This is a genomic window from Serratia sp. CY47280, assembly GCF_052168655.1.
Lineage (GTDB): Bacteria > Pseudomonadota > Gammaproteobacteria > Enterobacterales > Enterobacteriaceae > Serratia > Serratia bockelmannii.
The window spans coordinates 1,021,030-1,034,096 of the sequence record NZ_JBJNMG010000001.1 but is presented as its reverse complement, the minus strand read 5'-3'; the positions used below and the strand labels follow the sequence as shown (position 1 = coordinate 1,034,096).

At 57.7% G+C, this 13,067-nt stretch carries 14 protein-coding genes; 10 read left to right on the top strand and 4 right to left on the bottom strand.

What is annotated here, in order from left to right; translation table 11 throughout:
• The 4 genes from zwf (at position 1) to mdtI (ending at position 3,509) form a co-directional block, all read left to right on the top strand.
• Entirely contained in the window at positions 1-1,476 is a 1,476-nt protein-coding gene (zwf, locus tag ACJ8J4_RS05025) for a glucose-6-phosphate dehydrogenase (RefSeq protein WP_019452799.1), read from the top strand.
• A gap of 154 nt (positions 1,477-1,630) precedes the next feature.
• Entirely contained in the window at positions 1,631-2,272 is a 642-nt protein-coding gene (locus ACJ8J4_RS05020) for a bifunctional 4-hydroxy-2-oxoglutarate aldolase/2-dehydro-3-deoxy-phosphogluconate aldolase (protein WP_025303119.1), read from the top strand.
• A 552-nt stretch (positions 2,273-2,824) separates the two neighbouring features.
• A complete protein-coding gene (gene mdtJ / locus ACJ8J4_RS05015) occupies positions 2,825-3,193 on the top strand; it encodes a multidrug/spermidine efflux SMR transporter subunit MdtJ (RefSeq protein ID WP_025303118.1) in 369 nt (122 codons plus the stop codon).
• Positions 3,180-3,509: a multidrug/spermidine efflux SMR transporter subunit MdtI gene (gene mdtI, locus ACJ8J4_RS05010; RefSeq protein WP_016927446.1), complete on the top strand. Its 330-nt coding sequence runs from the start codon at positions 3,180-3,182 to the stop codon at positions 3,507-3,509. The genes mdtJ and mdtI overlap by 14 nt, the downstream gene beginning before the upstream one ends.
• 62 nt (positions 3,510-3,571) lie before the next feature.
• Here mdtI and ACJ8J4_RS05005 read toward each other — a convergent pair whose 3' ends face one another.
• Entirely contained in the window at positions 3,572-3,916 is a 345-nt protein-coding gene (locus tag ACJ8J4_RS05005; protein ID WP_025303117.1) for a RidA family protein, read from the bottom strand.
• Positions 3,917-4,049: 133 nt separating this feature from the next.
• On the opposite strand from ACJ8J4_RS05005, the gene ACJ8J4_RS05000 reads away from it, so the two are divergent.
• The 5 genes from ACJ8J4_RS05000 (at position 4,050) to rnd (ending at position 10,539) form a co-directional block, all read left to right on the top strand.
• A complete protein-coding gene (locus ACJ8J4_RS05000; RefSeq protein WP_264383590.1) occupies positions 4,050-5,966 on the top strand; it encodes an ATP-dependent DNA helicase in 1,917 nt (638 codons plus the stop codon).
• 79 nt (positions 5,967-6,045) lie between these two features.
• Positions 6,046-6,747: a tRNA (adenosine(37)-N6)-threonylcarbamoyltransferase complex dimerization subunit type 1 TsaB gene (gene tsaB, locus ACJ8J4_RS04995; RefSeq protein ID WP_025303116.1), complete on the top strand. Its 702-nt coding sequence runs from the start codon at positions 6,046-6,048 to the stop codon at positions 6,745-6,747.
• Positions 6,748-6,847: 100 nt separating this feature from the next.
• A complete protein-coding gene (locus ACJ8J4_RS04990; RefSeq protein WP_264383589.1) occupies positions 6,848-7,438 on the top strand; it encodes a Slp family lipoprotein in 591 nt (196 codons plus the stop codon).
• 209 nt (positions 7,439-7,647) lie between these two features.
• Positions 7,648-9,336, top strand: coding sequence for a long-chain-fatty-acid--CoA ligase FadD (gene fadD / locus ACJ8J4_RS04985; protein ID WP_025303115.1), 1,689 nt, complete (start codon positions 7,648-7,650; stop codon positions 9,334-9,336).
• A gap of 81 nt (positions 9,337-9,417) precedes the next feature.
• Entirely contained in the window at positions 9,418-10,539 is a 1,122-nt protein-coding gene (rnd, locus tag ACJ8J4_RS04980) for a ribonuclease D (protein WP_025303114.1), read from the top strand.
• Between the two features lie 237 nt (positions 10,540-10,776).
• On the opposite strand, the gene minE is transcribed toward rnd, so the two are convergent.
• From minE to minC, 3 genes are read right to left on the bottom strand one after another with little or no spacing between them, the layout of a single operon-like run.
• Positions 10,777-11,046: a cell division topological specificity factor MinE gene (gene minE / locus ACJ8J4_RS04975; RefSeq protein ID WP_004932303.1), complete on the bottom strand. Its 270-nt coding sequence runs from the start codon at positions 11,044-11,046 to the stop codon at positions 10,777-10,779.
• A gap of 3 nt (positions 11,047-11,049) precedes the next feature.
• Entirely contained in the window at positions 11,050-11,862 is an 813-nt protein-coding gene (gene minD, locus ACJ8J4_RS04970) for a septum site-determining protein MinD (protein WP_016927452.1), read from the bottom strand.
• A 25-nt stretch (positions 11,863-11,887) separates the two neighbouring features.
• The gene (gene minC, locus ACJ8J4_RS04965) at positions 11,888-12,583 is read right to left on the bottom strand and encodes a septum site-determining protein MinC (protein ID WP_025303113.1); all 696 of its coding nucleotides are present in this window, start codon (positions 12,581-12,583) and stop codon (positions 11,888-11,890) included.
• Between the two features lie 136 nt (positions 12,584-12,719).
• Here minC and ACJ8J4_RS04960 point away from each other — a divergent pair, with 136 nt between their 5' ends.
• Positions 12,720-12,992, top strand: coding sequence for a YcgL domain-containing protein (locus ACJ8J4_RS04960; RefSeq protein WP_033643340.1), 273 nt, complete (start codon positions 12,720-12,722; stop codon positions 12,990-12,992).
• Positions 12,993-13,067 lie beyond the last annotated feature (75 nt).

The window sequence follows — 13,067 nt, the reverse complement described above, 5'->3', positions numbered from 1 at the left end:
ATGGCGGTAACCTCTACAGCCCAGGCGTGTGACCTGGTTATTTTCGGCGCGAAAGGTGATTTGGCGCGCCGTAAGCTGCTGCCTTCCCTGTACCAGTTAGAGAAAGCCGGACACATCCACCCGGATACGCGGATTATCGGCGTCGGCCGCGCGGAGTGGGATAAAAAAGCGTATACCGAAGTGGTCAAGGAAGCGCTTGGCACCTTCATGAAGGAAAAACTGGATGACGAACTCTGGGCCACGCTGAGCGCACGCCTGGACTTCTGCAATCTGGACGTCAACGACAGCAAGAACTTTACCAAACTGGGTAAAATGCTGGATCAGAAACACCGCACCACCATCAACTACTTCGCCATGCCGCCAAGCACCTTTGGCGCCATCTGCAAAGGGTTGGGCGAAGCCAAGCTGAACCATGAACCGGCGCGCGTGGTGATGGAGAAGCCGCTGGGTACCGATCTGGCGTCTTCCCGCGTGATCAACGATCAGGTGGCGGAGTACTTCAACGAATCCCAGGTTTACCGTATCGACCACTATCTCGGCAAAGAGACGGTGCTGAACCTGTTGGCGCTGCGTTTCGCCAACTCGCTGTTCGCATCCAACTGGGATAACCGCACCATCGATTCGGTGCAGATCACCGTGGCGGAAGAGGTGGGCATCGAAGGGCGCTGGGGTTACTTCGACCAGGCCGGCCAGATGCGCGACATGATCCAGAACCACCTGCTGCAGATCCTGACCATGATCGCCATGTCGCCGCCGGCGGACCTGACGACCGACCGTATCCGCGACGAGAAGGTGAAGGTATTGCGCTCGCTGCGCCGCATCGATCAGACCAATGTACGGGAAACCACCGTGCGCGGGCAGTACACCGCCGGTTTCGTCCAGGGCAAGAAAGTGCCGGGTTATCTGGAAGAGGAAGGCGCGAACAAGAGCAGCAGCACCGAAACCTTCGTCTCCATCCGCGTGGATATCGACAACTGGCAGTGGGCCGGGGTGCCGTTCTACCTGCGTACCGGTAAACGCCTGCCGACCAAATGTTCGGAAGTGGTGGTGTACTTCAAAAACCCGCCGCTTAACCTGTTCAGCGATTCGTACCAGCAGCTGCCGCAGAACAAGCTGACCATCCGTCTGCAACCGGACGAAGGCATCGAAATTCAGGTACTGAACAAGGTGCCGGGGCTGGATCACAAGCACCGTCTGCAGACCACCAAGCTGGACCTGAGCTTCTCGGAAACCTTCAACCAGGAGCACGTGGCGGACGCCTACGAGCGCCTGCTGCTGGAGACCATGCGAGGCATTCAGGCGCTGTTCGTGCGCCGCGATGAAGTGGAAGAGGCCTGGAAGTGGGTCGACTCCATCATGGATGCATGGAAAGCCGACAACGAGGCGCCTAAACCTTATCAGGCGGGCACCTGGGGGCCGGTGGCCTCGGTGGCAATGATCACCCGCGACGGCCGTTCCTGGAACGAGTTCGAATAATGCGCAATGCCGGCAGCCTGTCTGCCGGCTTTTTTTTGCCTGCGATCTGCGCGTGGGCCACATCACTTACGGTACGGCCGGACGTTCGCGCGCTTGCGCGGAGCCCTGTGGCAGGGGCGTGCCATTGTTAACCGCGAGTCATGGAGAAATAACGATGAAAAACTGGAAAACCAGCGCCGAGCAGATCCTGACGGCAGGGCCGGTGGTGCCTGTTATCGTGATCAACAAGTTGGAGCAGGCGGTGCCGCTGGCGAAAGCGTTGGTTGCCGGCGGCGTGCGGGTATTGGAGGTGACGCTGCGCACCGCCTGCGGGCTGGAGGCTATCCGCGCTATCGCCAAAGAGGTGCCGGAGGCGATCATCGGCGCCGGTACGGTGATCAATCCGCAGCAGCTGCGGGAGGTGACCGAGGCGGGGGCGCAGTTCGCCATCAGCCCGGGGCTGACCGACGCTTTGCTGCAGGCGGCGACGGCGGGGTCAATCCCGCTGATCCCGGGCATCAGCACCGTATCTGAACTGATGCTGGGCATGGATTACGGCCTGCGCGAATTCAAATTCTTCCCGGCGGAAGCCAACGGCGGCGTTAAGGCGCTGCAGGCGATCGGCGGCCCGTTCCCCCAGGTGCGTTTTTGCCCGACCGGCGGCATTACGCCGAACAATTACCGCGATTATCTGGCGCTAAAAAGCGTATTGTGCATCGGCGGCTCCTGGTTGGTGCCGGCCGATGCGCTCGAAAGCGGCGACTATGCGCGCATCACTGAACTGGCGCGCAGCGCGGTCAGCGGCGCCGCGTTGTAACCCGCGCCAGGCCTGGGATTGGCGCTTATTTGCTCACCCGCGGATATCGCAAGGCTCAACGCTCCGTTGGGCCTTTTTTAATTTTTATCGCGATTAACTTTCTTATTTTTAACCCGTTTTTTTCTGCTTTTTTATGAAAACGGCAGTTTGCTTTCTAATTTTGGCTGTGGTAAAAATATCTCAGTTGAAAATTTTACTTTTATGAGGATATTGGGCAAATCGCACGGTGTGCGGCTGATAATAGAGAACTATTATGATGACTATTAACGGAACTACCCTCAGAACCTCTACGTGCCAACTCTTCCTGTCTGCGATCCTTGCCAGTGAGCATCACTGGTGCAGCGAGCTATAGCGTCTTTCTCCCTTAACCGGTGCTGGTAGCGGGCTTAGGCCTTCGCATTACCGTTCAGCCGGGCAAACATTCTTTTTGCGTTTGGGTCAGTTTATCCCCAGGGATCTCTGCGTCTTGCGCGCCGCATTGCGGCCGTCCGACGAGATAAATCGGGATAAATATGCCTTGGCGCGCGTTATTCGCCGTTTGGGAGAAAAATTATGATTTATTGGATCTTTTTAGGTTTGGCCATCATGACCGAAATCATCGGCACCTTGTCAATGAAATACGCTAGCGTCAATGGCGGCATGATCGGGCACATCGTGATGTACGTGATGATTACCGCGTCTTATGTATTGTTGTCGGTAGCGATAAAACGCGTGGCGCTGGGTGTGGCCTATGCGCTATGGGAAGGCATCGGCATTCTGTTCATCACCCTGTTCAGCGTACTGTGGTTCGACGAGCCGATCTCGGCGCTGAAGGTGCTGGGCTTGGCTACGCTGATCGCCGGCATCATGTTGGTGAAATCCGGTACCCGCAAAGAGCGAAAACAGGTCAGCCCGCGAGGTGACAACCATGCAACAGTTTGAGTTGTACCACATTGGGTTCCTGGGGCTGGCCATCGTACTGGAAATTATCGCCAACATCTTCCTGAAGATGTCGGACGGCTTCCGTAAAATTTGGCTGGGATTGCTGTCGCTGCTGTCGGTGCTCGGTGCGTTCAGCGCCCTGGCGCAGGCGGTTAAGGGTATCGATCTGTCGATCGCCTATGCGCTGTGGGGCGGTTTCGGTATCGCCGCCACCATCGCCGCAGGCTGGATCATGTTCGGCCAGCGGTTGAACGCCAAAGGCTGGATTGGCCTGGCGCTGTTGCTGACGGGGATGGTGATCCTTAAACTGTCTTGATAGCGGGCAATAAAAAACCGCAGGCGTCGCCGTCTGCGGTTTTTTTTCGTCTGCGCTCAGGCTTACAGCGCGGCGATGATTTTGATTTCCACCTTGTACTTCGGATTCATCAGCTGCGCCTGCACCGTGCAGCGCACCGGCGCGCTGCCGGCGACCACCCAGGCGTCCCAGGCGGCGTTCATCGCGGCGAAGTCGGCGCTGTTGGCCAGGAAAATGGTGGCATCCAGAATACGGCTTTTGTCCGACCCTACGCGTTCCAGCAGCACGTCGATGGCGGCGAGGGCGTTGGCGGTCTGCGCGGTCGCGTCGTCGTCCAGGTTCTCCGGCACGCTGGTGTAGTAAACGGTCTCGTTGTGCACTACGGCTTCGGACCAGCGCTGATCGGGATCAATTCTTTCGATATTCATTTGCTTATCTCCATATCATAGTCGCGCTAAGGGTAGCACAGCCGGTGATAAAAAAGCGCGGCGATAAAGTGGGTGGTAGCCGGGCGGCAGGCTTGGCATAATCACCGTTGAATGACACCGGCAGAGAGACAGCGTGACAGACGATTTTGCAACAGACGGCGCATTGGCGCAGGCTATCAAGGGATTTAAACCGCGTGAGCCGCAGCGGCAGATGGCGCAAGCCGTTACCGAAGCGATCAATTTCAAGCAGGAACTGGTGGTGGAAGCCGGCACCGGCACCGGCAAAACCTTCGCTTATCTGGCGCCGGCGCTGCGTGCCGATCGCAAAGTGATCATCTCCACCGGTTCGAAAGCGCTGCAGGATCAGCTGTATGCGCGCGATCTGCCCACCGTCGCCAAGGCGTTGAAGTACAAAGGCAAGCTGGCGCTGCTCAAAGGGCGCTCCAATTACCTGTGTCTGGAGCGGCTGGAGCAGCAGTCGATGGCCGGCGGCGAGCTGGCGGGGCAGACGCTGATCGATCTGGTGCAGCTGCGCAAGTGGTCGTCGCAGACCAAAGAGGGTGATATCAGCACCTGTAGCGAAGTGGCGGAAGACAGCTTCGTCTGGCCATTGGTGACCAGCACCAATGACAACTGTCTGGGCAGCGACTGCCCGCTGTATCAGGATTGCTTCGTGGTCAAGGCGCGCCGCCGCGCGATGGATGCAGATGTGGTGGTGGTAAACCATCACCTGTTCCTGGCGGATATGGTGGTGAAAGAGGGCGGTTTCGCCGAGCTGATCCCAGAAGCCGAGGTGATGATTTTCGACGAGGCGCACCAAATCCCCGACATCGCCAGCCAGTATTTCGGCCAGCAGCTCACCAGCCGCCAGCTGCTGGATCTGGCGAAGGACATCACCATCGCCTACCGCACCGAGGTGCGCGATGCGGCTCAGCTGCAAAAGAGCGCCGATCGTCTCAGCCTGAGCACGCAAGATTTCCGTCTGAATCTGGGAGAACCGGGGTTCCGCGGTAATCTGCGTGACGTGCTCGGCGAACCCAACGTGCAGCGTGCTCTGTTGCTGCTCGATGACGCGCTGGAGCTGTGTTATGACGTGATGAAGCTGTCGCTGGGGCGTTCGGCGCTGCTGGACGCCGCCTTTGAGCGCGCCACGCTGTACCGCGCGCGTCTCAAACGCCTCAAGGCGGTAACGGAACCGGGCTACAGCTATTGGTATGAGTGCCATTCGCGCCACTTCGTGCTGGCGCTGACGCCGCTGACGGTAGCCGATCGTTTCCGCGAAATGCTGGACGAGAAGCCGGGCAGCTGGATCTTTACCTCGGCCACGCTGTCGGTCAACGATCAGTTGGGCCACTTCACCGAACGGCTGGGGCTGACCAAGGCCAAAACGCTGCTGTTGCCGAGCCCGTTCGACTATGCCAAACAGGCGTTGCTGTGCGTGCCGCGCTTTTTGCCTTCGCCGAATCAGCCCGGCGGGGCGCGCCAGCTGGCGCGCATGCTGCGCCCATTAATCGAAGCCAACAACGGCCGCTGCTTCTTCTTGTGCACATCGCACCAGATGATGCGCGAGCTGGCGGAAGAGTTCCGCGCCACGATGACGCTGCCGGTCTTATTGCAAGGGGAAACCAGCAAAGGGCAGCTGTTGGCGCAGTTCGTCGCCGCCGGTAACGCGCTGTTGGTGGCGACCAGCAGCTTCTGGGAAGGGGTGGACGTGCGTGGCGATGCGCTGTCGTGTGTCATCATCGATAAGCTGCCGTTTACTTCACCGGACGATCCGCTGCTGAAGGCGCGCATTGAAGATTGCCGCCTGCGCGGCGGCGATCCGTTCAATGACGTACAGTTACCGGATGCGGTCATCACCCTGAAACAGGGGGTGGGCCGTTTGATCCGCGATACCGACGACCGTGGCGTGCTGGTGATTTGCGATAACCGTCTGGTGATGCGCCCTTATGGCGAGGTGTTCCTCAATAGCCTGCCGCCTACGCCGCGTACCCGCGATCTGAAACAGGCCATCGCCTTCCTGCAGGCCGCCGATACGTCGGCCACGTGAAAGATGAAGGGCTTACGGGGCTGTGCTACAATGCGCGCCCTGTATGAAAAAACCAGTTTTATTCCCGCCAGAGGTTGGCATGTCCACGCGAATTTTAGCGATCGATACCGCGACGGAAGCCTGTTCCGTCGCCGTCTGGAATCAAGGCGAAATCCACGCCCTGTTTGAGCTGTGCCCACGCGAGCATACGCAACGAATTTTACCTATGGTGCAGCAGGTGCTGGCGGAATCCGGTCTGGCGCTCAACCAGCTCGATGCGCTGGCCTTCGGCCGCGGCCCCGGCAGTTTTACCGGGGTGCGCATCGGCATCGGCATCGCTCAGGGCCTGGCGCTGGGCGCCGATTTGCCGATGATTGGCATTTCCACGCTGCAAACCATGGCGCAGGGCGCCTGGCGCGTCAGCGGCGCGGCGCGCGTGCTGGCAGCGATCGATGCGCGCATGGGGGAAGTCTACTGGGGGCAGTTCGAACGCCAAGTGGACGGCAGCTGGTTGGAAAGCGAAGGCGAGGCGGTGCTGTCGCCGGCGCAGGCGCTCGAGCGTGCACAGCGCCTGCAGGGCGAATGGGCCCACGTTGGCACCGGCTGGCAAACCTACCCCGATCTGGTCAACGGTTCTACGCTGAGCGTGCGTGACGGCCAAATGCTGCTGCCGCAGGCGCAAGACATGCTGCCGCTGGCGCTGCACGCCTGGCAACAGGGGTTGGCGGTGGCGGTGGAAAACGCCGAGCCGACCTATCTTCGCAATGAAGTCACCTGGAAAAAACTGCCGGGCCGCGAGTAATCGCGGCGTATTGTGCTGTTGTTGATGCCGGGCGATGAAGGCCTGCAACTTGAACGACGAAACGCGGTCAAAGTTACAGGCATTTCAGGAGATTGCGACCATGTTAATCCGCACTGCAAGTAAAAAGCTGTCGCTGCTGGCCGTCGCCTGCGGCGCGCTGGTTCTGACCGGGTGCGTCACCGTACCGGATGCGATCAAAGGCTCCAGCCCTTCGCCGGTGACTCAGCTTTCCTCGGTACAAAATGCACCGAACCTGTTTACTGGCGCGGAAGCCCGCTTCGGCGGCACCGTGGTGAACGTCGCCAACGAACAAGGGCGTACGCTGCTGGAGATCGCGGCGGTGCCGCTCGACAGCGGTGCGCGGCCGATACTGGGTGAACCGTCGAACGGCCGCTTGCTGGCCACGGTGAACGGCTTCCTCGAACCGGTCGATTTCAAAGGCCAACTGGTGACCGTCGTCGGCCCTATCACCGGCCTGAAAGAGGGGCGGATCGGCATGACGCCATATCGTTTCGTAACGATGAACGTGACCGGTTTCAAGCGCTGGCATCTGGTGCAGCAGGTGGTGATGCCGCCTGCGCCGATAGGCCCTTGGGGCTGGCGCGGTGGTCCGTGGGGGCCCGGCTGGGGCGCAGGCTATGGCTGGTACAACCCCGGTCCGGCACAGGTGCAAACCATCGTAACCGAGTAGCATACGCTTGATGTGAACATATTTGACAGGGCGGCTCAGGCCGCCCTTTTGCTTTTTGGGATAGGGAATATCCGACAATTAGTGACGTACATCGCAACCTGAATAATGTTTAAAACCCGAACTGGTCTGCTGAGTTAAAATATTGTTATGGTTAGGCTGCGAGTTTGAGGGCTGCGATGATAATTAGTAATGATTTCAGGAGTAATACCTTGGATAAGGTCTGGTTAAAACGGTATCCGGCAGATGTGCCCGCAGAGATTGATGCCGATCGCTATTCGTCGTTGATCGAAATGTTTGAGCATGCCGTGCAGCGTTATGCCGATCAGCCCGCCTTTATCAACATGGGCGAGGTGATGACCTTCCGCAAACTGGAAGAACGCAGCCGGGCTTTCGCGGCTTACCTGCAAAATGAACTGGGCCTGAAGAAGGGCGACCGTGTCGCGCTGATGATGCCTAACCTGTTGCAATACCCCATCGCTCTGTTCGGCATTCTGCGTGCCGGCATGGTGGTGGTCAACGTCAACCCGTTGTATACCCCGCGCGAGCTGGAGCACCAGTTGAACGATAGCGGGGCCAGCGCCATCGTTATCGTTTCCAACTTTGCCCATACGCTGGAAAAAGTGGTGTTCAACACCCAGGTCAAACACGTGATCCTGACGCGCATGGGCGACCAGCTTTCGGCCGCCAAAGGCACGCTGGTTAACTTCGTGGTCAAATACGTCAAGCGCCTGGTGCCCAAATACAACCTGCCAGACGCCATTTCATTCCGCAGCGCGCTGCAGCGCGGCCGCCGTCTGCAATATGTAAAACCGGACATCATTAATAGCGATTTGGCTTTCCTGCAATACACCGGCGGTACCACCGGCGTGGCGAAGGGCGCGATGCTGACGCACCGTAACATGCAGGCCAACCTTGAGCAGGCCAAGGCCGCCTATTCGCCGCTGTTCCGTGAAGGGCAGGAACTGGTGGTGACGGCGTTGCCGCTATACCACATTTTCGCGCTGACGGTGAACTGCCTGCTGTTTATCGATCTGGGCGGGCGCAATTTGCTGATCACCAACCCGCGCGATATTCCGGGGCTGGTGAAGGAGCTGGGTAAATATCCGTTCACCGCCATGAGCGGGGTGAATACGCTGTTCAACGCGTTGCTGAACAACGAAGAGTTCCACAAACTCGATTTCTCTACGCTGCGTTTCTCGGTCGGCGGCGGTATGTCGGTGCAAAAAGCGGTGGCCGAGAAGTGGGAGAAAACCACCGGTAAACACCTGCTGGAAGGCTATGGTCTGACCGAGTGCGCGCCGCTGGTGGCCGGTAACCCTTACGATCTGAAACACTACAGCGGCAGCATCGGCCTGCCGGTGCCGTCGACGGACATTCGGTTGGTGGACGACAACGGCCATGACGTGCCGCCGGGCGAACCGGGCGAACTGTGGGTCAAAGGGCCGCAAGTTATGTTAGGCTATTGGCAGCGCCCGGAAGCCACCGATGAAGTGCTTAAAGATGGCTGGCTGGCGACCGGCGATGTGGTGACCGTGGACGATCAGGGATTTGTGCGCATCGTCGACCGCAAGAAAGACATGATCCTGGTCTCGGGTTTCAACGTGTATCCGAACGAGATTGAAGATGTGGTCAGCCAGCACCCGAAAGTGCTGGAATGTGCGGCAATCGGCGTGCCCAGCGAGGCCTCCGGTGAAACGGTGAAGATCTGCGTGGTGAAGAAAGACGCCTCGCTGACCAAGGAAGAGCTGTTGACCCATTGCCGTCGCCACCTGACCGGGTATAAAGTGCCTAAAATTGTTGAGTTCCGCGATGAACTGCCGAAGTCGAACGTCGGCAAGATTTTGCGGCGAGAACTGCGCGATGAGCTAAAAACGCCGAAGCCGGCCGATGCCGCCTAGGTGTCGCTTTCGCGTCTGACTATCAACAACGCCGGTGAATGCCGGCGTTGTTGTGTTTGAATCCTACAAGAGAATGATGTTTTGAATTATCAGTTGATCACTACCGATGCCGGATTGCAGCAGGTCTGCGAGCAGGCGAGAAAGCATGCCCAGATTGCGCTGGACACCGAGTTTGTCAGAACGCGCACCTACTATCCTCAGCTGGGCCTGATCCAGCTCTACGACGGTGAACAACTCTCCCTCATCGATCCTCTGCCGATCAAGCAATGGCAGCCGTTTGTCGACCTGCTGGCCGACACCGCCGTGGTGAAGTTCCTGCATGCCGGCAGTGAAGATCTTGAAGTGTTTCTCAACGCCTTTAAAACGCTGCCGACGCCGATGATCGACACCCAGATCCTGGCGGCCTTTACCGGTCGGCCGCTCTCCTGCGGTTTTGCGACGCTGGTGGCGGAGTACATGAAGGTTGAACTGGACAAGAGCGAGTCGCGCACCGACTGGTTGGCGCGCCCGCTGACCGAAAGACAGTGCGTGTATGCGGCCGCCGACGTGTTCTACCTGCTGCCGATGGCCAAACAGCTGGTGCAGGAGACCGAAGAGGCCGGCTGGACCGCTGCGGCCCATAACGAGTGCCTGCTGCTGTGCCAACGCCGTAGCGAGACGCTGGCGCCGGAAGTGGCCTATCGCGAAATCAGCAATGCCTGGCAGCTGCGCCCGCGTCAGCTCGGCTGTTTGCAGAAGTTGGCAGAATGGCGGTTGCGCCAGGCGCGCGAGCGCGATCTGGCGGTGAACTTCGTGGTGCGTGAGGAGAACCTATGGCAGGTGGCGCGCTACATGCCGTCTTCGCTGGGAGAACTGGATTCTCTGGGGCTGAGCGGGCCGGAGATCCGTTATCACGGCAAAACGCTGCTGGCGCTGGTGGCCGAAGCCGAAGCGCTGGAGGAGTCCGAGTTGCCCGCGCCGTTGGCTAACCTTATCGATCAGCCGGGCTACAAGAAGGTGTTTAAGGACATCAAGGCCGCTATCGCTACCGTCAGCGAGCAAAGCGGGTTGAGCAGCGAGCTGCTGGCATCCCGTCGCCAAATTAACCAATTGTTGAACTGGCATTGGAAACTGAAGGACGGCGAGAGTCGCCCTGAATTAATCAGCGGCTGGCGCGGCGATTTATTAATGGCGCCGTTGCAGGACATCCTGAAAGATTATTAATCGCTGGTTATCACCAGGGCAGGGTAGGGAAACTCTGCTCGGGTGAATATAGGCAGGAAATAATGCGTTGAAGGTAAATCTGGCCAGAATTTACTTTAAACGAGGTGGCGGCAAAGTTAATTGGGAATTGTCCCAAAGGGAAAAATCAATTTTTTGCTGCCGATAATGCTTAATAACTGGATACACATACAGTTACCCCCTGCATAAAATATACAGGGGGTAATTAATGCGTCGCAATCATTTAGCTGCTTCTTCCGATTCCGGTAATGTCACGTTAAGTTCAAGTACCGAAATATCGTCCCCTTTCTGCTCGAACTGCACATGCAGCATTTCAGGATCGATCTGAATGTATTTGCAAATAACCGCCAGAATATCGCGTTTCAGATCAGGCAGATACGGGGGCTCACTGTCCCCACGACGACGCTCTGCGACGATAATCTGCAGCCGTTCCTTGGCTATATTGGCTGTCTGTTTTTTGCGGGACAGAAAGAAGTCTAATAAGGCCATGGTTTATCCCCCAAAAAGGCGTTTCAGGAAACCCTTCTTCTCTTCTTCAATGAAGCGGAATGGGCGTTCTTCCCCCAACAAGCGGCAAACGGTATCGTCGTACGCCTTACCGGCGTCTGACTCGGCATCCAGAATGACAGGCTCACCCTGGTTGGAAGCGCGCAGCACGGACTGGTCTTCCGGGATCACACCCACCAGCGGAATGCGCAGAATTTCAAGCACGTCTTCCATGCTCAGCATGTCGCCACGGCTGACGCGGCCCGGGTTGTAACGGGTCAGCAGCAGGTGTTCCTTGATTGGCGATTCGCCTTTCTCGGCGCGGCGTGACTTGGAAGAGAGGATACCCAGGATACGGTCAGAGTCGCGTACCGAAGACACTTCCGGGTTGGTGGTGATGATAGCTTCGTCGGCGAAATACAGCGCCATCAGCGCACCGGTTTCGATACCGGCCGGTGAATCGCACACCACGAAGTCAAAATCCATCTCGCCGAGATCGTTGAGGATTTTTTCAACGCCTTCGCGGGTCAACGCGTCTTTGTCGCGCGTCTGCGAAGCCGGCAGGATATAGAGGTTTTCAGTGCGTTTGTCTTTGATCAACGCCTGATTCAGCGTGGCATCGCCCTGAATCACGTTCACGAAATCATACACTACCCGACGTTCGCAGCCCATAATCAGGTCAAGATTACGCAGGCCGATATCGAAATCGATCACGACGGTTTTCTTGCCTTTCTGGGCCAGGCCGGTAGCGATGGCCGCGCTCGAAGTGGTCTTGCCAACGCCCCCTTTACCCGATGTAACAACAATAATGCGTGCCATGAAATGGATTCCTTGTCAAAAGGGCTTAATTTAAAGGTTGTATGGTTAAAGCGTTATCCAACAGGCTGAGTCGTACGGCCTGCCCGACGTAATCGGACGGGATTTGGTCGCTCAACCAGTACTGCCCTGCGATAGAGACTAGCTCAGCCGCCAGGTGGGTGCAAAAAATCTGACATTGCGTGTCGCCTGACGCGCCTGCCAGTGCGCGACCGCGCATCATGCCGTAGACATGAATATTGCCATCGGCAATCAATTCGGCGCCGGCGCTGACGCTGCTGGTCACGATAAGATCGCAGTTGCGGGCGTAAATCTGTTGGCCGGAACGGACAGGCGTACTGATGATGCGCGTTTTGGCGGGGGCGTTATCCGCCACCACGGGCGCAGGTGCAGGCTCCGGCGCAGCCATCTTCTGGCCTTTGCCTTCGCTCAGCAGCGGCAGCCCGGCACGGGCTATCGCGCGCTTTTGACGCTCATCTCTGCAACCGCTGATACCCACAACGCGCAGGCCTGCTGCCGCGACAGCCTGTTGAAGTTCTTTCCAGTTCGCATCGCCTTCCAGCGTTGCGACGTTGATAACAACAGGGGCGTTTTTCAGAAAAGCGGGCGCTTGCTCAACTTTTTCCTGTAACGCCTGACGTATTACCTCGGGCTGTGAATTATGCAAATGAACAACCGATAGGGTAAAACTGCTGCCTTTTAGCTCAATTGGCGATTGTGACATCTATCCTGACTCAGTCTCAGCAACTTTAAATCCCCGGAATACCACTCGGGGTGCGATATTCCGATGTACTATAAGCATGTTATAGTCAGAGTTATATCCAGGCAAGACGCTCCCTCAATTAAATAGAGTTAAAAAAATGCTTTGTGTGATCTATAGAAGCCCGAAACGCGATCAAACTTATCTTTATGTCGAAAAAAAAGACGATTTCTCTCGTGTGCCGGAAGCGCTGATGAAAAGTTTCGGTGTACCGCAATTCGCCATGATGCTGTCGCTCGATGAGCGCAAGAAATTGGCCTCGGCGGATATCGAAAAGGTGAAGCAGGCGTTGAAAGACGAAGGCTATTACCTGCAGTTCCCGCCGCCGGTAGAAAACCTGCTCAACCAGCATCTGGCGGGCGACAAGGCCTGAGACAGTTGCCACGGCCAGGGGAGGCGCGATGACACCTTCGGCAAGAAGAATTGTATTGGCCGCCTGGCTGACGTT

Excerpts from the sequence above, each read along its gene's own strand:
- zwf (WP_019452799.1), top strand. The coding sequence starts at position 1 with ATGGCGGTAACCTCTACAGCCCAGGCGTGTGACCTGGTTATTTTCGGC.
- mdtJ (WP_025303118.1), top strand. The coding sequence starts at position 2,825 with ATGATTTATTGGATCTTTTTAGGTTTGGCCATCATGACCGAAATCATC.
- ACJ8J4_RS04960 (WP_033643340.1), top strand. The coding sequence starts at position 12,720 with ATGCTTTGTGTGATCTATAGAAGCCCGAAACGCGATCAAACTTATCTT.
- minD (WP_016927452.1), bottom strand. The coding sequence starts at position 11,862 with ATGGCACGCATTATTGTTGTTACATCGGGTAAAGGGGGCGTTGGCAAG.
- ACJ8J4_RS05005 (WP_025303117.1), bottom strand. The coding sequence starts at position 3,916 with ATGAATATCGAAAGAATTGATCCCGATCAGCGCTGGTCCGAAGCCGTA.
- mdtI (WP_016927446.1), top strand. The coding sequence starts at position 3,180 with ATGCAACAGTTTGAGTTGTACCACATTGGGTTCCTGGGGCTGGCCATC.
- ACJ8J4_RS05020 (WP_025303119.1), top strand. The coding sequence starts at position 1,631 with ATGAAAAACTGGAAAACCAGCGCCGAGCAGATCCTGACGGCAGGGCCG.
- minC (WP_025303113.1), bottom strand. The coding sequence starts at position 12,583 with ATGTCACAATCGCCAATTGAGCTAAAAGGCAGCAGTTTTACCCTATCG.
- tsaB (WP_025303116.1), top strand. The coding sequence starts at position 6,046 with ATGTCCACGCGAATTTTAGCGATCGATACCGCGACGGAAGCCTGTTCC.
- minE (WP_004932303.1), bottom strand. The coding sequence starts at position 11,046 with ATGGCCTTATTAGACTTCTTTCTGTCCCGCAAAAAACAGACAGCCAAT.
- ACJ8J4_RS04990 (WP_264383589.1), top strand. The coding sequence starts at position 6,848 with ATGTTAATCCGCACTGCAAGTAAAAAGCTGTCGCTGCTGGCCGTCGCC.